This is a genomic window from Pseudomonas sp. LBUM920, from assembly GCF_003852315.1.
GTDB lineage: Bacteria > Pseudomonadota > Gammaproteobacteria > Pseudomonadales > Pseudomonadaceae > Aquipseudomonas.
Map to the genome: position 1 here is coordinate 5,425,441 of NZ_CP027762.1, position 18,646 is coordinate 5,444,086.

Here is an 18,646-nt window from a genome sequence, read left to right on the forward strand (position 1 = left end):
TGCAAGCGACGTATGCCGCTGCGGGCAACGCCTTCCTGACCGCTCTAAAACGACCATCCATCGCCCGGAATATATCCAATCGAACCTATTCACGCCCGCCCCACTCCACCTTACTGAACCCTGATGGTGGAGTAAGGATCATGGCTCAGCCATCGATTTTAGTGCTGGAAGACGACGAGATCATTCGCTCGTTAATGGTGGATGTACTGGAGGATTTCGGGGCGCACGTCACGTCATTTCCTTCGGCGGATGAAGGGATGATTTACCTGGAGCGCGGCGACGACCCCGTGGATTTGATTGTCAGTGATATCCAGATGCCCGGTTTGCTCAATGGTTATGACTTGAGCAAGGTGGTGGCGCATCGCTGGCCGTCTGTGCCCGTGGTGCTGACCTCCGGCAATATCAAGCTGGCGGCGCAGTTGGGCGGCTCCGTGCGTTTTTTACCCAAGCCGTGGAGCGCCGAACACCTGGTTGAGTGCGTACAAACGGCGCTGAACCAACAGGGTATGTCCCTGCACTGATATCGCCGCGATATCACTGAAAGCGAACTTGAGGTGCTTTTCCGTGGTCATTAATCACGCAAGGAGTGACTTTTCTGATCCGCCGGTCAGCCTTTTCGCCTAGTGCGCACAGGTGATGGCAATGAGTTGTGTAGAATCGTCGCCCATTTACAGCGTCATTCATGGCCGAAAGGCCCACAGTTCGAGCTCATTGAATGCATTCACAGGCCCCTGACGTCAGTGCGCCCTCATTGCTGGAAGCGTTACGTTCAGGCACTGGCTCGCTGCATGTTGCGCTGGAAAAACGCCTGCCGTTTTTTTCCGAGCGTCTGGATGCCGACTGGTACCGACGATTGCTTCAGGCGTACTACGGTTTTTATGAGCCGATGGAAGCCGCGCTGTATGACAGTGGCTTGATCCCCGATGGATTCGATACGTCATTGCGTGTGAAAACGCCCACACTCCTGCACGATCTTTACGCCCTTGGGTTGACTGACGACGCCATCACCGCCCTGCCCCGTTGTTCCAGCCTCCCCCTGTTCGAGACCCCTGCTGCCTGCCTCGGTGCCCTCTATGTACTGGAAGGCGCAACCCTGGGTGGCCAAGTGCTGCGCCGGGAAATGGCCCAGCGCCTGGGCATCGACGCCGAACACGGCGGCGCGTTTCTCAATGTGTACGGCGCCGAGACCGGTCGACGCTGGAAAGACTTTCTTGATTACCTGAGCCGCCAACCCCTGGATGCGCACGCCAAACAGCGCGCAGTGCAGGCAGCTTGTTCGACATTCAGCGGCTTCGAGCATTGGCTCGTCAGCCAGGAGGTACTGCTATGAAACCCGAAGATTTTGAAGAACTGCTTGCCAACTGTGCCGACGAACCCATCCGCACCCCCGGCGCGATACAGCCCCATGGCGTGCTGTTGACGTTGTCGGAGCCGGACCTGCGCATCATTCAGGTCAGCGCCAACGTTGGCAGCCTGTTCGGTCACACGCCCGAGTCGCTGCTGGGTCAGCCGCTGCACACGCTGATGGGCGCAGAACATGCTCAAGCCGTGCAGACCATGGCTGAACACAACACGTTTTCCGACGGCCCAGCGCTGCATGTCACCTTCAACGGCGCGCAATTCGAAGGCCTGCTGCACCGCCATCAAGAGGTGCTGGTGCTCGAATTCGAACCGCGCCTGGAAGATTTCAAACCGCGAGCCCTGAAGGGTCGCACCAGCGATCTGGGCAAGATGCTGCAACGCCTGCAGTCAGCGAAAACCCTGCAAGCGCTGTACGAAATCAGCGTGCATGAAATCCAGGCCATCACCGGCTATGACCGGGTGCTGATCTACCGCTTCGAAGAGGAAGGCCATGGCCAGGTGATCGCCGAAGCCTCGGCGCCGTCCATGGAGCGGTTTAACGGGCTGTTCTTTCCAGCGTCCGACATCCCCGAGCAGGCCCGCGAGCTGTACCGCACCAACTGGCTGCGCATCATCCCGAATGCCGCCTATGAGCCCGTGCCGTTGCTGCCCAAGCTGCGCCCGGACACCGGCCAACCGCTGGACCTGAGCTTTGCGACCCTGCGCAGCGTGTCGCCGATTCACTGCCAATACATGCAGAACATGGGCGTGCTGTCGTCCATGAGCATCTCCTTGATGGCAGGCGACAAGCTCTGGGGCCTGATCAGTTGCGGTAATCGCGAGCCACTGCTGGTGCCCAATGACCTGCGCCTGGCCTGCCAAACCATCGGCCAGGTGCTGTCGTTGCAGATCAGCGCCATGGAAGCCCTGGACCTGAGCCGCCAACGCGACGAAAAAGTCGAGGCCCTGGCCCTGCTTGATCGCGCGATGAAAGCATCCGAACAAAACGTGTTCGATGGCCTGGCCCAGCAGCCGCAAGTCCTGATGGACCTTACCCTTTCGGGCGGCGTGGCAATCATCGAGGACAAACAGTTGCACCGTTACGGCAACTGCCCGCAGCCCGAGCAGATTCGCGCGCTGCACGCATGGCTGCAAGCCAGCGGCGAACCGGTGTTTTCCAGCCACAACCTGACCTCGGTGTACCCGCCAGCCGCCGAGTTCCAACACGTGGCCAGTGGCGTGTTGGCCATGAGCCTGCCAAAGCCTGTAGATAACGGCGTGCTGTGGTTTCGCCCGGAAGTCAAAGAGAACATCAACTGGAGCGGCAACCCGGACAAGCCGTTGAATCTGGAAGAGTCAGACGCCGGCTTGCGCCTTCGCCCACGGACTTCGTTTGAAATCTGGAAAGTGGAAATGGCCGGCATCTCCACCAAATGGAGCCATGGTGACCGGTTTGCTGCCAACGACCTGCGCCGTTCAGCCCTGGAAAATGACCTCGCCCGCCAAGTGTTGCGCGAACAACAAGCCGTACGCGCGCGCGATGACCTGGTGGCCGTGGTGTCCCACGACCTGCGTAATCCGATGACCGTTATCTCGATGCTCTGCGGCATGATGCAAAAGGCGTTCAGCTCCGAAGGCCCGCACACTTCGCGACGTATTTCTTCGGCGATCGACACCATGCAACAGGCCGCAGGGCGCATGAACGTGCTGCTGGAAGACTTGCTCGACACCTCGAAGATCGAGGCGGGCCGTTATGTGGTCAAGCCGGTGGTGCTGGACGTCAGCCAGATGTTTGAAGAAGCCTATGCCCTGCTCGCGCCGCTGGCGATGGAGAAAGGCATCGAGCTGTCGTTCAACGCGGAACCGGGGTTGCAGATCAACGGGGACCCTGAGCGCCTGTTCCAGGTGTTGTCGAACCTGATCGGCAACGCCATCAAGTTCACCCCGCGCCAGGGAAACATCGGCGTGAGCGCCATGAGCAATGACGAAGAAATCGTGTTTTCGGTGCGCGATTCCGGCGAAGGCATTGCGCCTGAACAGTTACCGCATGTGTTTGATCGCTACTGGACCCAGACCGAAAACAACCCGACCGGCAGTGGTTTGGGGCTGTACATCACTCAGGGCATCGTCCAGGCCCATGGCGGCCAAATCGACGCGCACAGTGAGGTCGGCCGGGGCAGCGAGTTTCGCTTTACGGTGCCCAGGGGAACTGAGGGGGTACACCCCTGACAGCGGCAAGTGCACTTGATGTGGCGAGCGGGCTTGCTCTCCACATCAGGCCGGCTGGCGATACCGGCAGCACACCACCCTGGCGCTGGGCGTCTCGCCCGCCACGGATTGGTGGCCGGTGGCCTTGTCACGTTTTGACCCAACGCGTGTATAGCCGCGCCAGCCAAGGCTTTGTAAGTTCTGTGCGCGTTCGCAACGCAACAACACTTTCCTGGCCTTACCGAGCACACCCCAATGGATTTTTTTCTCAGCGCTAACCTGAACTACATCAACACTATCCAGCTGACCAACGCCACGCCGCCCCCACAACCGCCGAAGCCAAGCTCCGATCAGGCGGCAGCCACAGGCCTGAGCGGCGCAAATGCCCCAGACAAGGATAACCGCTCAGGCAACCTGGAAAGCCTGGGCAAGGGCAATCTGCTCTAGCCTATGCAAGGCGGGGGCAAGCCATCCCGCCCCCGCCATCCCTTAACAAAACACTGACATCCGCTGGGTTAACCTGCCGGCCTTTCCTGCACAGAGTTCTCATCCCTATGCTTGAAGCAGGCACACTGCCCGCCGTTCTTGCCGGGCCGCTGTTACGGCGGCTGGAGCCTCGCCGCCTGGTGTTGTGGTTAGTGGCAAGCCGTGAGCTGTCGCCGACCTTGAGGCTGCACGTTGCCGAACACAACCGCGATATCCGCCTGGATCAAGGCCAATGCCAAGTCGTGCCGGTGGGGCGCCACGCTTTCATTCACCTGCTCGACGTGGCGCTGGACGAAGCCCTGCCGTTGGACGTGGTCATCGGCTATGACCTGCTGATCGACAACCTGGGCATCGCCGAGTGGGCGCCGCACCTGCTGTATGCCGACGCCCGGCAGCCGAACTTCGTGCTGCACAGCCGTATCCACCAGTTGGTACACGGTTCCTGCCGCAAACCGCACCACCGAGCCGACGACGGCCTGCTGTGCGTCGACCGCCTGCTGGCCGACGCACACACGCCGGCCGAACGCCCGGCCTTGCTGATGATGAGCGGTGACCAGATCTACGCCGACGATGTCGCCGGCCCGATGCTGCGCGCGATTCATGCGTTGATTGCGCGACTGGGCCTGTTTGACGAATACCTGGAGGGTGCGGTGGTGACTGACAGCGCCAGCCTCTACGGGCACCGCGCCAGCTATTACCATCGCGCCGACCTGCTCCCGGCGCTGGACAGCAACGAAACCCTGCGCGAGCGGTTTTTTGGTGGCGTTAAAAAGCCGATTTTCACCAGCAGCACGGCCGATAATCACCTGGTGAGCTTTGCCGAGGTCATTGCAATGTACTTGCTGGCCTGGTCGCCCAGGCCCTGGCAATTGATCACGCCACAACCACCGCAACTGAGCGCCGAGGAGGAGCAGCGTTATGCCCGCGAACAGGTGCCCATTGATCAATTCCGACACGGGTTGCCGGGCGCCGCACGGGTCTTGGCTCACTTGTCGACGCTGATGATCTTCGACGATCACGACATCACCGACGACTGGAACCTCAGTGCCCAATGGGAGGAAACCGCCTACGGCCACCCGTTTTCCAGGCGCATTATCGGCAATGCCCTGCTCGCCTACCTGCTGTGCCAGGGTTGGGGCAACCAGCCGGATGTATTTGCTGAGCTGCTGAGCCAAACCCAGGCACTGGCCAACGAGGTTAAAGGCAACCATCTGGACGCCGGCCTGCAAGATGGCCTGCTGGCAGCGCTGCTGAAATTCCAGCACTGGCATTACGTTCTGCCCACCACACCGGCCCTGGTGGTGCTCGACACCCGTACCCGCCGCTGGCGCAGCGAGTTCACGCTCAAGCAGCCCTCCGGCCTGCTGGACTGGGAAGCCTTGAGCGAGCTGCAACAGGAACTGCTGGACCACCCCAGCGCCATCATCGTCTCGCCCGCGCCGATCTTTGGCGTCAAGCTGATCGAAACCGTGCAGAAGGTGTTCAGTTGGTGCGGCTACCCGCTGCTGGTAGACGCCGAAAACTGGATGGCCCATCGCGGCGCCGCCCAGGTAATCCTCAACATCTTCCGCCACTCGCGCACGCCGGGTAACTACGTGACCCTCTCGGGCGACGTGCACTACTCGTTCGTCTACGAAGTGCTCATCCGCCACCGCAACGGCGGGCCGAGAATCTGGCAGATCACCAGCAGCGGCATCAAGAACGAGTTCCCCCCACGCCTGCTGGAATGGTTCGACCGCCTGAACCGCTGGCTCTACTCACCGCGCTCACCGCTCAACTGGTTCACACGCCGCCGTACCATGCAGGTGGTGCCCCATATTCCGGAACATGCCGAAGCGGGCGAACGGCTGTGGAATTCAGCGGGCATCGGCCAGGTGTTTTTCAACGACCGCGGCCAACCGGAGGCGATTTACCAGCACAACGCCGATGGAAAGCCTCGGACGAGGATGCTGGCGCCGGATTAATGGCTCATAGCCATACATCTAAAGCAGCACAGCCGCCCTATTCAAACCGCGCAAGTCCCGATGTACAGTAGCGCCAGCCACGGAGTATCGGCGTCAACGAAGACTGGCCTTATAAACCAGCACACGCAGGGAAGCGCAAAGATGGACGATACCTCCGGCAATAACCCGCTGCGCAATGACTTTTCCGAACTCAACGCCGACATGTTGCATGCCGTCATGGAACTGGTCAGCGATGGCATCTGGGACTGGAACGCCAATACCGGCTTCGTCTACCGCAACCCCGGTTGGTACGAAATGCTGGGTTACCCCCGCCACTCCCTGGAAAACACTGTGTTCACCTGGGAGAGTGTGATCCACGCCGAGGATTACCCCCGCGTGATGGCCGTGTTTGATGACTACATCAATCAGCGCGCCCCCCATTACCAGGCCGAGTACCGCTGCCGAAAAGAAGACGGCAGCTACCTGTGGATCGAAGACCGGGGCTACGTCATTGCACGTAACCCTGACGGCTCGGTAGCCCGCATGGTCGGCGCCCACCGCGATATTCACACCCGCAAGAACTCCATCGAACAGTTGCAAAAGCGTAATCAATCGCTGGAGGCTCTGGTGGCCGAACGCACCCGTGAATTGTCTCGGGTCAATCAGCAATTGCAATTGCAGCTGGATGAGAACCGCTCCCTGGCCGAACAGGACGCCCTGACGCGTATCGCCAACCGGTATCGCCTGGAAAAAGTGCTGCTGGAGGAATGTGAGCGCGCCGAGCGCTTCCGCGTGCCATTGGCATTGGTGGCCATGGATATCGATGACTTCAAGCCGATCAATGACCAACACGGCCATGGCGTCGGCGACAGGACCTTGATTCGGGTAGTGGAAAACCTGGAAGCCTGTGTGCGGCCGGGTGATTTGCTGGCGCGCTGGGGCGGTGACGAGTTTATGGTGGTGCTGCCCAAAAGCACCCTCGATTCGGCCAAGCAACTGGCCGAAAGCGTGCGGCAGAAAATCACCGAGATCCCTGCCGTGGGCGATTTCAAAGTGACCCTGAGCCTGGGTGTGGTCGAGCGTCGTATGGGTGAGGCCCCTGCCGCCTTGATGGCACGCGCCGATCAAGCGCTGTATCGATCCAAGGCGGCGGGAAAGGACGTGGTGTCGGAGTAAATACAGCGGCCGCACCGGCTTGGCGTGATCAGCGCACCGGCGGCGCGTACTGAATGCCGCCGTTGCTCCACAAGGCATTGAGCCCACGCTTGATCTTCAACACGCTGCCCTGGCCGATATTGCGCTCGAACACTTCGTCATAGTTCCCCACTTGCTTGACGATCTGCACCACCCAGTCCTTGCGCAGTTTCAAGTCTTTGCCGTAATCGCCGTCGGCACCCAGCAGCCGCGCAACGTCGGGGTTCTTGCTGGATTTGGCCTGCGCTTCGACGTTCTGCGAGGTGATGCCCATTTCCTCGGCATTGAGCATGGCGAACAGCGTCCATTTGACGATGCTGAACCACTCGTCATCGCCCTTGCGTACCAGCGGCCCCAGTGGCTCCTTGGAGATCACTTCCGGCAACACCACGAACTCATCCGGGTGAGCCATCTTGATGCGCTGCGCGTAAAGGCCCGACTGGTCGGTGGTCAACACATCGCAGCGCCCGGCTTCGAGGCCCTTGGCGCTTTCGTCGGCGGTGTCGAAGGTGATTGGCGTGTACTTCATGCCGTTGGTACGAAAGTAATCCGAGACATTGAGCTCGGTGGTGGTACCGGCCTGGATGCAGATAGTCGCGCCGTCGAGTTGCTTGGCGCCGGTCACCCCCAGCTTGTTGTTAACCAGAAAACCGATGCCGTCGTAATAGGTGACGCCGGTGAACACCAGGCCCATGCCCGAGTCACGGGAACTGGTCCAGGTGGTGTTGCGTGAGATCAAGTCGATTTCGCCGGACTGCAGCGCAGTAAACCGCTCTTTGGCCGTCAACTGGCTGAACTTCACTTTTGAGGCGTCGCCGAACACCGCCGCGGCGACGGCGTGACACACGTCTACATCGATGCCGGTCATTTTGCCGGTGGCGTCCGGCACGCCGAAGCCCGGCAAACCGTCACTGACGCCGCACTGGATAAAGCCTTTTTTCTGGATTGCGTCGAGGGTCACGCCGGCGTAGGCACTGCCCGCCAGGCCCACGACCGCGGCAGCGGTGAGGGCGGCCAAGGTGGTCTTGAGGTTGTTCATGCGAGGCACTCCCTGTCGATCTTTATTATTCGGCGCCGCACAGCCCGCGCCGGTTTATAGTGTGGCCGCGCAGTATCGACGGCTTTACGCCCCTGTCACAAACGACCTTTAGGCAAAGGCTCCTTCCGATTTGGAATGAACTGAATGATATCTAAACGCTTGACCCCTTCGATGACCGCCCTGCAGTGCTTCGAAGCCGCCGCCCGCCACCTGAGTTTCACCCGCGCCGCCCAAGAGCTGCACCTGACCCAAAGTGCCGTGAGCAAGCAGGTCGCGCAGCTCGAAGAAATGCTCTGCCACAACCTGTTCGAGCGCGTGCGCCAGCGTCTGTACCTGTCGCCAGCGGGCTCGTTGTACCTCGCCGAGGTCCACAAGATTTTGGCTCAGGTGGACATTTCCAGCCGCTACATCCTCACCTACGGCGGCGAGACCGAAGTGCTGCGCATCGCCACCCAGCCGACCTTCGGCGACCGCTGGCTGGTGCCCAAGCTCAAGGATTTTGCGGCCAGATATCCGAACATCCACCTGGATGTGCGCAACGAGCTGGAGCCCTTCGACGTGTTGCAGGCCAAGGCCGATATTGCGTTTTTCTTCGGCCAGGGCTCTTGGCCGGGGGCGACGTGCATCGAGCTGTTTCGCGAGGCCGTGGTGCCGGTCTGCGCACCGGGGTTTGTCGCCGAAGGCAGCGATGCCTCCTCGCGCCACACCTTGCTGCAATGCACGTCACGCCCGCAAGCCTGGCATGAGTGGTTTCTGGAGCAGGGCCTGCATTCGCAGAACAGCTATCACGGGCCGCGTTTCGACACGTTCTACATGTGCATTCGCGCAGCGCAGTCGGGCTACGGCGTGGCGTTGGTGCCGCAGTACCTGGTGGCCGAAGAGTTGGCCAATGGCAGCCTGATGACACCCTGGGATTACACGATGCCCAGCGCCGGCGCGCACTTTATCGCGCATGCCGAACACGCCGGCGAGGTCCCTAAGGTGAAAGCATTCTTGAACTGGATGGTGGACTACTTAAAAGCACATCCCGACTTTTAATAATGACCCGGCGACTTTATTTCGTTTGCGGCAAGGCCGGGCGCACGGCTTAGATAAAAAGACGCCCGCCATTGCCGAGTCCGAGATTCATGAGCCGCGAAACCATCAGCCAGTCGATTTCCATCGTTCACCCCATCAGCCTCAGCCACGGCAAGAACGCCGAGGTCTGGGACACCGCGGGCAAACGCTACATCGATTTTGTCGGCGGCATCGGCGTGCTCAACCTCGGGCATTGCCACCCAGGCGTGGTCGAGGCGATTCGGCAGCAGGCAACCAAACTGACCCACTACGCGTTCAACGCCGCACCTCACGCGCCCTACATCGAATTGATGGACCGTCTTACCGCGTTTATCCCGGTGGATTACCCGGTAAGCGGCATGCTCACCAACAGCGGTGCGGAAGCAGCGGAAAACGCGTTGAAGATTGTGCGCGGTGCCACCGGCCGCACGGCGGTGATCGCGTTTGACGGTGCCTTTCACGGCCGCACCCTGGCCACACTCAACCTCAATGGCAAGGTAGCGCCCTACAAGCAAAAGGTCGGTGTGTTGCCTGGGCCGGTGTACCACCTGCCCTACCCCAGTGTTGATAACGGGGTGAGTTGTGCCGAAGCACTCAAGGCCATGGACCGCCTGTTCAGCGTGGAAATCGACGTTGAGGACGTGGCCTGTTTCATCATCGAGCCGGTACAGGGCGAAGGCGGTTTCCTGGCCCTGGACGTCGAATTCGCCCAGGCCTTGCGACGTTTCTGTGATGAGAAAAACATCCTGCTGATCGCCGACGAAATCCAGTCCGGCTTCGGCCGCACCGGCCAGCGCTTTGCCTTCTCGCGCCTTGGAATTGAACCGGACTTGATCCTGCTCGGCAAAAGCATCGCCGGCGGCGTGCCATTGGGCGCGGTGGTCGGGCGCAAAGCCTTGCTCGACACCTTGCCCAAAGGCGGCCTGGGCGGCACCTACTCCGGCAACCCGATTGCGTGCGCGGCCGCATTGGCCACGCTGGACGCGATGACGGATGAACACCTGAAAACCTGGGGTTCACACCAGGCCGAAGCCATCGTCAGCCGTTATGAGCAATGGCGTGCGCAAGGTGTGCCCTATCTGGGCCGCCTGACCGGCGTCGGTGCCATGCGCGGCATCGAGCTGGCCAATGCCGACGGCACGCCCGCGTCCAGGCAACTGACCCAGCTGCTGGGCCTGGCGCGGGATGCCGGTTTGCTGCTGATGCCCAGCGGCAAGTCGCGACACATCATCCGCCTGCTGGCACCGCTGACCACCGAGCCTGCGGTGCTGGAGGAAGGCCTGGATATCCTTGAGGCCTGTCTCAAGCAGCTGACTCAGTAGCGCGCATCGGCGGGCTTGCCGCCGTTGGGCCAGTCTTTGACCTTGTCCGGAAAATCCGGGCGCGGTTGGCCGGAGAAATACGCCGCGACGTCCACGGCTTCCTGGTCCGACAAACCACCCTGCCCCAACGGGAATTTCTCGTGGAACCCAATCGGCATGTTGCGTTTGACGAACGCCGCCGCCGTGTACGGCCGCGCCATGCCGGCGCCGATGTTGAACGACTGCTCGCCCCACAACGGCGGGTACACTTGCTCGCCGTCGGCACGCGCCAGGCCTTGGCCGTTGTCGCCGTGGCACACCGCGCATTGCTTGGCGTACACCTGCTGGCCGTTTTCCGGGTCTGGCTTGATTGAAGGGTCGATCTTGCCCACACCGCGCCCGGCGACTTTGTCTTCGGGGCGGGTGTTGTTTTTCATCCAGTCGAAGTACGCGACCATCGCCTGCATATCCGCCGATTGCGGCGGCAGCGGTTTGCCATTCATCGAGCGACGAAAGCAACCGTTGATGCGCTCCTCCAGGGTCACCACCTTGCCGGCACGCGGCGCGTAGCTGGGGAAAAACGCCGACACGCCCACAAACGGCGAGCCGTCCGCCACGGTGCCAGCGTTGAGATGGCAACTGGTGCAGTTGAGCGCGTTGCCGACGTTCTCCGGTAGGAGCGCCTGGGTCTGCAGGTGCAGGCGCATGCCGCGCACCACTTGGTCGGCATTCGGTGCGCCGAGCAAGTCGGCCAGGCGTGGGGTTTCGAAGGCCGATGAATCGCTGGTGGCAGGGTTGAGTTGGTCACGTAGCGTTTTCACTTGGGCGGCGCTGATCGGCGTGCCCTCGTTGCCCCAGCGGGTGCGCACGAAGCTCAGGATCTCGGCGATTTCCGAGTCCGCCAGCCGGCTGAAACCGGGCATGGTGTAGACCCGTGGGTGGGTGGCGGTTTGTGCGGTCTTCCAGCCGGTCAGGGTGATGTGCAGCAGCGAGGTCGGGTTGTTGGCAGCGATGCTCGGGTTACCGGCCAACGGTGGAAACAGGCCTTTCACGCCGCCGCCGTCGCTACGATGGCAGTCGCTGCAAAACTGCAGGTAACCCAAGCCGCCACGGCTGGTAAACAAGTCGGCCGGCGGCGCGGCGGGTGCACGGGCCACCGACGGCATTGGCAGATCGTCTTTGCCTGGGGGCAGGGATTTGAGGTAGCTGGCGATGGCCGTGAGGTCGTAGTCACTGAAGTGCTGAGTACTGTGGTGAATCACATCGGCCATGTTGCCGGCCACGCTGGCGAAGCGGTTCTGCCCGGTCTTGAGCAGTTGCACGGTGTCTTCCACGGTCCACAAGTTGCGCAGGCTCAGGGCGCGCCAGTGCTCGACGGTTTCGCCAGCCAGGTAATGCCGGCCACTGCGGCCCTCATCGCTCATGGCTTTTTCCTGGAACGCGATGCCGCGCGGGGTATGGCAGGAGCCGCAATGGCCCAGGCCCTGGACCAGATAGGCGCCACGGTTGAGCACCTCGTTGCGGCTCGGGTCCGGCTGGAACGGCTGCGTGTCGAGAAAGGCAACGTTCCACAGTGCCAGGCCCCAGCGTTGATTGAACGGGAAGCCCATGTCCGCCTCAAGATTGGCCTGCTGCACCGGCTCAACGCCCTGCATCAGGTAAGCGTACAAGGCGCGCATGTCCTCTTCGCTCATTTTGGCGTAGGACGGATAGGGCATTGCCGGGTAAAGATTCACACCTGCAGGCGTCACGCCTTCGCGCATCACCTTGTCGAACTGTTCAAAGGTGTAGCTGCCGATGCCGGACTCACGGTCGGGTGTGATGTTGCTCGAATAGATCGTGCCCATCGGCGTGCTCAGGGCCAGCCCGCCGGCCATCACCTTGCCTTGCTTGGCCGTATGGCAGGCGATGCAGTCGCCCAGTTGCGCAACGTATTTGCCGTGTTCGATTTCGGTGGAGGCGGCGTGCAGGGGTAGCGCCAGACAGAGCGTCGCCCCCAGCAAGGCCAGGCGCGACAGGGAAAAGGCCATGGCATTAATCCTTTAATAACCTGGCCTGGAGCGGTCTCCTCGGCGCAGGTAGGTCATCGTTTTTATGGGTTCATCAGGCTTGTGTGTTGTAACGGCTTTTGTCGCGCACGGTGTTGATGTGGGTCAGGGCCAAATTGATGGACAACCCCCTGACGCCTCAACGACTATCCGCCACCTACCCACACCGCACGGAAGCGCCCCATGCTCGATATTCTTCAAGGCACGCCCCTTTGGGTGTACGCCGTTTACCTGTGGATTTGTTACTACGGCATCAAGGCCTGCCTGGGCGGGCGCGAGAATCGTCGCGCGTTGATAATCCTGCCGGTGGTGCTGGTGGTGTGGTCGCTGACGTCGCTGACGCCGTCGATGCTGTCGAGCAGCGCCTGGATCGGCGGCGCGTTGATGGGCAGCCTGCTGGGCATGTTGCTGTTCAACGCAGAAGGCGCAAGGCTCGACGCCGATGGCGACACCCTGGTGCTGCCAGGCACGTGGAAAACCTTGCTGATCTCGCAGTTGTTCTTTGCAGCGAAGTATTGCTTCGGCTACCAGCAGGCGGTGCATCCGCTGTTTTTGAGCACGCCAGCGATGCTGGTGGCGGTGGGCGGTGTCTCGGGGTTTACCGTTGGTCTGTTCTGTGGACGCGCCCTGCGGCTGCAGCGGGCGCTGACGGCGTTGCGCCGCGACAAGGGCATTGTGCTGCCTTGACCTGATCCCCCTCCCCGCTGAAAATGCGCGACGCTTTTTTGTCCCGTTTACTGAAGTAGTGAAATTTCAATGTCCGATTCTTACACCGAACACTCCACCGAAGAATCCGTAACAGCCCTGCAGTCCAAAGCTGAATACGAAAACGCCATCAATCTTTCACAGCATGTGCCTGCGGCCAAGATCATCAGTGAGATGGTGCTGGACGCATTCCACACTTCCAAGGAAAGCGACCAGATCCGCGAATTGCGCGTGGCCATCCGCCAGGCCCACGACGCCTTCGACGACGACAAGGCCTACGACCTGATGGGCCAGCTCAAGCAACTGAAAGACGCCGAGGCCGCCGACAACATCGCCCTGGAGGACCTCAGCAGCAAGTTCTCGATCAGCCGCATTCTGTCCAGCTTCAAGGACGATCCCGAGTTTCAGGAACTGGTCTATGGCCTGGCCCTGAAGGTGCTGAACCAGTCTCACCAGGCCATCAGCAACCCCAGCGCCGGCAAGAGCAAGGCAGCACGCGCGAAGAAGGAAGCCGAAGTGTTTGTGATCAGCAAGGATGGCATCAGTGTCACCCTGCCACTGCGCACACCTCGCTCCAAGCTGAACGTTGACCGTGAGGCGTTGGAATTCCTGGGCTTTACGTTCGTGGGTGAAGGCAACGAGGCGGAACTGGAAAGTGAAACCTTTGTGGACAACAGCGGCGTAGAGCAGCCGGTCACGCGCAAAAGCATCGTGACCGCGCTGCAACAACAAAGCGCCTTTGACGGTTACGCCATCACTGCGCAATAAGTGCGCGCAAGGTCACCAGGGCCTGCTCAACCTGGGCCTGGGTGACATGTCGGCCCACCGAGGCGCGCACGAAATGCGTCGCGCCGAGGTCCTTCAACAGCAGCGGCGTATGGGCGGCAGTGCCCGCCCACAGGTTGAGCCCCAGCTCGCGGGCCTGGCCGACAAACGCCTTGGCCGACAGGTTGTGCGGCACGAACGAGACAATCCCGGTCTGCTGGAACTGATCACACAGCAGCGTCAACTGCGGCAGGCGCCGTAGCTCCTGTGCCAGCAGCGCGTAGGGTTCGGTGCTCACCTTTGCTGCCACCTGCGTGTATTCACTCAACGCGGTGTGCAACCCCACCAACGCTGAAAAGCTCTTTTCTGCAATCTCCAGCACCCGAGCCCCGGACACCTCGATCCGATTGACCTGGCCATCCGTGCTGGCCGCGTGCAAGTCAGCGAAATTCAACGTCAACTGGCTGAGCAGGCGTGGCGACACGTAGGCGATCCCACTGCCGCGTGGCCCACAGAGAAACTTGCGGCCCGCGCCGGTGAGCAAATCACAATGGATATCCCGCACGTCCAGCGGCAGTTGCCCCAGCGACTGGCACGCATCCACCACATACAGCGTGTTCGACTCTTTGAGCAGCGCGCCCAGGGCTTCCACCGGGTTGATCACGCCGCAGCACGACGGCAAGTGCGACACACTGACCAGGAACACATCGTCGTCCAGATGACGCCGCACCCATTCCAGGTCCAGCGGGCTGGTGGCGGTGGTCGGGATCACTTCAACGCGAATATCGCGCGACAGCTTGAGGTAGTTGAAGAAGATCAGGTTTGCGGCGTACTCCGAGGTCGACACCCACACGCGCTTACCACGGGGAAATTTCAGTTTGCCGAGGATGCTGGTCCAGGCTTCGGTGGCACTGCTGAAAAAACCGATGTCCGCGGGCTGTGCATTCAAGAGCCCGGCTGCCGCCCGATACAGGTCGACGTTGAGCAACTCGTCGTAGGCCAGCTCGGTCTCATAACTGCCCATCTGGGCCTCGATGGCCGTGAAGCGCTGGATCGCGTTCAGGGTGGCCGATGACATCAGGCCGGCACCGGCAGTGTTCAAATGCACGATATTCATTTCACGCTTCCTTGTTCCACAAAAGTGTCGAGCTTTTCATCACGCCCACCGCCACCGCGAACAGCAGCAATACGGTGCCGGCCAGCAGCCACGGCGAAGGCAAGGACGGCTGGGACACCAACATAAACGCCAGCGACGGGGTGATCATGACCCCGATGTTGACGCCCGCCGAGTAGTAACCGAGGTTGCGGTCCACGGTATGGCGACTGGAAATACTGCTGACGTAGTGGGTGATGCCGGGAAACACGATCATTTCGCCCAGGCTCCAGAGCACAGTGGCCACCAGCAGCAACGCGCCGATGTGACTGAACCCCATCAGGAAAAACCCCACGCCGGCTACCAGGAAACCGGCCACCAACGAGCGGCTGCTCGACAGGTGCGACATGCGTTGGTTGATCGGTACCTCGAACAGAATCACCAACAATGCATTGATAAAGAAAATGATGCCGACGTAGTAAGCCGGCAACTCGGTGTAATTGATGATGTAGGCCGACAGGAAAGTCGGCGGCAGCGCGTAGGCAATGTGCACCGGCAATGCCGCCAACAGGATCACCAGCAACCGCGACCGCTCATGCGGCGCGCGCTCCGGCAACCCATTGCCCTTGCCGGCGAGTGTGGTCACCGGTGCCACCGGAACCGCGCGTCCAAACCGCAGGCAGGCGACGAACGACACCAACGACAAGGCGGCGTTGAGGTAGAACACTGCGTCCGCGTTGCTGAGGAATATCAGACTGCCCAACAGTGGCCCGATGGCCATGCCGATGTTGATGGCCAGACGGTTGCAGGAGAACGCCACTTTGCGCGTCTCACTGCTGCTGTGGGTGACGGTTTCGGAGAACGTCGCCGGCGTGAACGCCTCGTAACAGGCGCCCCACAGAAACGACAACACAAACAGCGCGGCCGTGTTGTCCACTGAAGGAATGATCAGCAACAGCACGGCATTGAGCAGCAACGAACCGAGGATCACCCGGTTGGCGGAAAAGCGCTTGATCACCGCGCCGATGATCAAGTCCACAAACAGCGCACCCGCGCCGTACACCCCGACCAGCAAGCCAGCCGTGCCCGCCGACACGGCGTGCTGATGAATCAGGTACGCCGCATAGAAAGGGAACGCCATGGTGCCCATGCGGAACACCAGGGTAATCAGGAACAGCGACTGCAACCGACCGTTGAGCCCGCGTAACGCGCGATAGGTGCCCATCATCAGCGGATCACGTACACGTTGTCTTTGTACTGGCGGATCTGCTCGTAGTCCTTGTCGATATCGCGCTGGTTTTCCGATACCAGGAACACGCGCAGCGGGCTGCTGAGCAGGTCCACGGTCTTTTTCATCAACTTGCCAGCCTTGTATTTGACACTCAGTTTATGCACCGAGGGCAATGCCTCGATCAGGTGGATGGCGGCATCGTTGAACCCGGTGACCTCACCTTGAAGCGTGGTATCGGTGTTGATCACACAGGCTTCCTTGAGCTTGTGGTAGCGCTTGCCGGCATAACCGCCTTTGAACGCGTCACCGTCGCAGTACGCCAGATAGGTGAGCTGCGCCTGATTGCCGCCCAGGCTGATGTCATGGAACCTGGGCTCCATGTTGCCGTTCAAGCGTGCGCCGACTTCCACCAGCGCAGGGCCGGCCTCGGTGAGGATCACTTCCGAATGGGCCGGGCCGTTATTGATTCCCAGCGCCTTGAGCACTTGCACGATGTAGTCCACCAGCACGTTGGCCTCGGCACTGTCCGGAGCAATCAGCACGTCGCGGTCGTAGATGTTCTTGCCACCGCTGATCTCGCGCTTCACATAGCGCCAGATACCGCAGACATAGGTCTGCCCGTCACGGCTGACCGTATCGACGATGTACTCCGGGCCCTTGAGGTAGGACTGACAAAGAATTTCGGTATTGGCCAGGCCGAAGATATCCAGGTTGGACACCACTTCCTCGCAGGCGCGTTTCACGTCCTCGACGTTGTGGCAGATCGACACGCCGTCGGTTGAGGCCGAGCTCAGCGGCTTGATCACGCATGGGAACACTTGGCCGTCCTGCACCCAGGCCAGCAGCTCGGCCGGGTCGGCGGACTTGATCTGCCGCGCGGTCAGCAGGCCGGCGGCGGCCACTTTGCTGATCATCTCGAACTTGTCGCGACGTGCCCGGGAACCGGCACTGCCGTTGGAGGAAGGCAGTTGCAGCTGTTCGCTCAAGTAGTCCGCGAACGGCACGCCGGGTTCCTGGCCGGCGATCACCGCAATCACGTTGAACTCACGCAGGCGACGCACGACGTCTTCGGGGTTGCCGTTGAAAATCAGGTTGTGTTCGAACTCCGAAAGGTTCGGCCCCAGCATGCTCGGCATCAGTTCCGGCGTGCTCTGCACATGGATCAGGCCGATGCCCGCCTCATGGAAGAACTGCGGCAAAAAGTTACCGCTCGAATAGACATCTACCAACGCGACGTACTGCTTCATGAGAATGTCCTTTTCAGTAGTGATTGGCGGTTTCGGAAGGCCGTGGCGAGGCCACGTCATCCAGCGCCAGAAAAATATTCTGTGGGAACTCGGCCACGCGGTGCAGCAGGTGCAGGTACCAGTTGGTGCCGTAGACCGCTGAAACACGCGTCTTGACCTGGCCTTGGTCCTTGACCGCCTTGATCAGCTCGGGGCGCACGCCGTGCAGCATCTCCAGCTCGCCTCGGCTGGCAATCCCGCTGGCGAGAATCTCCTTCACCAGCAGCGGGTCCTGGGTGGCGAACGCGTAGTTCGTGCTGGCGCCGTTGATGCGGTCCAACAGCCCCAGGTAACGCTCGTTCAATTGCGCACCGCGCGGCAAGGCAATCGCAGCAGGCTCAGCATAGACGCCCTTGACCAGGCGCACTTTGCAGCCCGTTGCGAGCACTTGCGCCAGGTCATCGGGCGTACGGTTCAACTGCGCCTGCAGGGTGATACCCAAGTTGGCAAAACGTGCACTCAGGTGCATGAAGATATCCAGGATCGAGTCGGTCCACTGGGACCGCTCCATGCTGAGGATCACACCGACCTCCTTGTCGGCTGCATGGGCAAGGATCTTCGAGCAGTTCTCGATCGCCAGTTCACGGGAAATGATCGTGCCGACGTTGGACAGGTCAAAACCCAGCTGTGGCGGCTCGGCCAGTGTGGGGTGCAGCGCCATCAGGTCGATCAGCTTCAGGTATTCGTCGGTGGCCGTGGTCACCTCGGCCAGGGTGGTGGCCTCTTCACCGACGTATTCGACGCCGGTGCGATAGCCTTTGCCTTGCAGGGCGGCCAGCTTGTCGAGCATCTCCATGCGGTCTTCGGAAATGATGTAGCGCAGGGCGGCCGGGCGCAGGAAGTCGCGCAGCGTGTCACTGGCCAGGAACAGGTCGCGGTACGTCTTGTTCGCCGCCAGTTTCTTCAGCGCCAGGGTTGCCAGCAGGCTGTTGTCGATGTCATTCATGGCG

The 18,646-nt window shown here is 61.0% G+C and carries 16 protein-coding genes; 10 read left to right on the forward strand and 6 right to left on the reverse strand.

The window, feature by feature from the left end; genetic code table 11:
• Positions 1 to 140 precede the first annotated feature (140 nt).
• The 6 genes from C4J83_RS25140 to C4J83_RS25165 all read left to right on the forward strand — a co-directional run bounded on the left by C4J83_RS25140 (position 141) and on the right by C4J83_RS25165 (position 7,154).
• Entirely contained in the window at positions 141 to 521 is a 381-nt protein-coding gene (locus C4J83_RS25140; RefSeq protein ID WP_106578253.1) for a response regulator, read from the forward strand.
• Between the two features lie 194 nt (positions 522 to 715).
• Positions 716 to 1,330 (forward strand): biliverdin-producing heme oxygenase, encoded by a 615-nt coding sequence (locus tag C4J83_RS25145; RefSeq protein ID WP_124418430.1) that lies wholly within the window; start codon positions 716 to 718, stop codon positions 1,328 to 1,330.
• The gene (locus C4J83_RS25150; RefSeq protein WP_124418431.1) at positions 1,327 to 3,570 is read left to right on the forward strand and encodes an ATP-binding protein; all 2,244 of its coding nucleotides are present in this window, start codon (positions 1,327 to 1,329) and stop codon (positions 3,568 to 3,570) included. Before C4J83_RS25145 ends, C4J83_RS25150 begins: the two co-directional genes overlap by 4 nt.
• Before the next feature lie 234 nt (positions 3,571 to 3,804).
• A complete protein-coding gene (locus tag C4J83_RS25155; RefSeq protein ID WP_106578250.1) occupies positions 3,805 to 3,996 on the forward strand; it encodes a hypothetical protein in 192 nt (63 codons plus the stop codon).
• Positions 3,997 to 4,103: 107 nt separating this feature from the next.
• A complete protein-coding gene (locus tag C4J83_RS25160; protein ID WP_124418432.1) occupies positions 4,104 to 5,999 on the forward strand; it encodes an alkaline phosphatase D family protein in 1,896 nt (631 codons plus the stop codon).
• Between the two features lie 141 nt (positions 6,000 to 6,140).
• Complete coding sequence (locus C4J83_RS25165; RefSeq protein ID WP_106578248.1) at positions 6,141 to 7,154, forward strand: sensor domain-containing diguanylate cyclase; 1,014 nt, start codon at positions 6,141 to 6,143, stop codon at positions 7,152 to 7,154.
• A 28-nt stretch (positions 7,155 to 7,182) separates the two neighbouring features.
• On the opposite strand, the gene C4J83_RS25170 is transcribed toward C4J83_RS25165, so the two are convergent.
• Entirely contained in the window at positions 7,183 to 8,211 is a 1,029-nt protein-coding gene (locus tag C4J83_RS25170; protein ID WP_124418433.1) for an amino acid ABC transporter substrate-binding protein, read from the reverse strand.
• A gap of 144 nt (positions 8,212 to 8,355) precedes the next feature.
• Between C4J83_RS25170 and C4J83_RS25175 the strand changes: the two genes are divergently transcribed.
• Positions 8,356 to 9,249 carry a LysR substrate-binding domain-containing protein gene (locus tag C4J83_RS25175; RefSeq protein ID WP_124418434.1) on the forward strand — a complete coding sequence of 298 codons (894 nt, stop codon included), beginning with the start codon at positions 8,356 to 8,358 and terminating at the stop codon, positions 9,247 to 9,249.
• Positions 9,250 to 9,338: 89 nt separating this feature from the next.
• A complete protein-coding gene (locus tag C4J83_RS25180) occupies positions 9,339 to 10,589 on the forward strand; it encodes a 2-aminoadipate transaminase (RefSeq protein ID WP_119736782.1) in 1,251 nt (416 codons plus the stop codon).
• Here the strand turns inward: C4J83_RS25180 and C4J83_RS25185 are convergent.
• Entirely contained in the window at positions 10,583 to 12,598 is a 2,016-nt protein-coding gene (locus C4J83_RS25185; RefSeq protein WP_124418435.1) for a c-type cytochrome, read from the reverse strand. The two genes, C4J83_RS25180 and C4J83_RS25185, sit on opposite strands and share 7 nt — an antisense overlap.
• 201 nt (positions 12,599 to 12,799) lie before the next feature.
• Between C4J83_RS25185 and C4J83_RS25190 the strand changes: the two genes are divergently transcribed.
• Positions 12,800 to 13,303 (forward strand): DUF6622 family protein, encoded by a 504-nt coding sequence (locus tag C4J83_RS25190; RefSeq protein WP_124418436.1) that lies wholly within the window; start codon positions 12,800 to 12,802, stop codon positions 13,301 to 13,303.
• A 69-nt stretch (positions 13,304 to 13,372) separates the two neighbouring features.
• Positions 13,373 to 14,089 (forward strand): hypothetical protein, encoded by a 717-nt coding sequence (locus C4J83_RS25195; protein ID WP_106578242.1) that lies wholly within the window; start codon positions 13,373 to 13,375, stop codon positions 14,087 to 14,089.
• Here C4J83_RS25195 and C4J83_RS25200 read toward each other — a convergent pair.
• The 4 genes from C4J83_RS25200 to C4J83_RS25215 are packed head-to-tail and all read right to left on the reverse strand — an operon-like array spanning position 14,076 to position 18,642.
• Entirely contained in the window at positions 14,076 to 15,203 is a 1,128-nt protein-coding gene (locus tag C4J83_RS25200) for an aminotransferase class V-fold PLP-dependent enzyme (protein WP_119736777.1), read from the reverse strand. The genes C4J83_RS25195 and C4J83_RS25200 overlap by 14 nt on opposite strands.
• Position 15,204: 1 nt before the next feature.
• Positions 15,205 to 16,407 carry an MFS transporter gene (locus C4J83_RS25205; protein ID WP_124418437.1) on the reverse strand — a complete coding sequence of 401 codons (1,203 nt, stop codon included), beginning with the start codon at positions 16,405 to 16,407 and terminating at the stop codon, positions 15,205 to 15,207.
• Positions 16,407 to 17,657 (reverse strand): ATP-grasp domain-containing protein, encoded by a 1,251-nt coding sequence (locus tag C4J83_RS25210; RefSeq protein ID WP_124418438.1) that lies wholly within the window; start codon positions 17,655 to 17,657, stop codon positions 16,407 to 16,409. The genes C4J83_RS25205 and C4J83_RS25210 overlap by 1 nt, the downstream gene beginning before the upstream one ends.
• A 13-nt stretch (positions 17,658 to 17,670) precedes the next feature.
• Positions 17,671 to 18,642, reverse strand: coding sequence for a proline dehydrogenase family protein (locus tag C4J83_RS25215; RefSeq protein ID WP_119736770.1), 972 nt, complete (start codon positions 18,640 to 18,642; stop codon positions 17,671 to 17,673).
• Between the last annotated feature and the right edge of the window lie 4 nt (positions 18,643 to 18,646).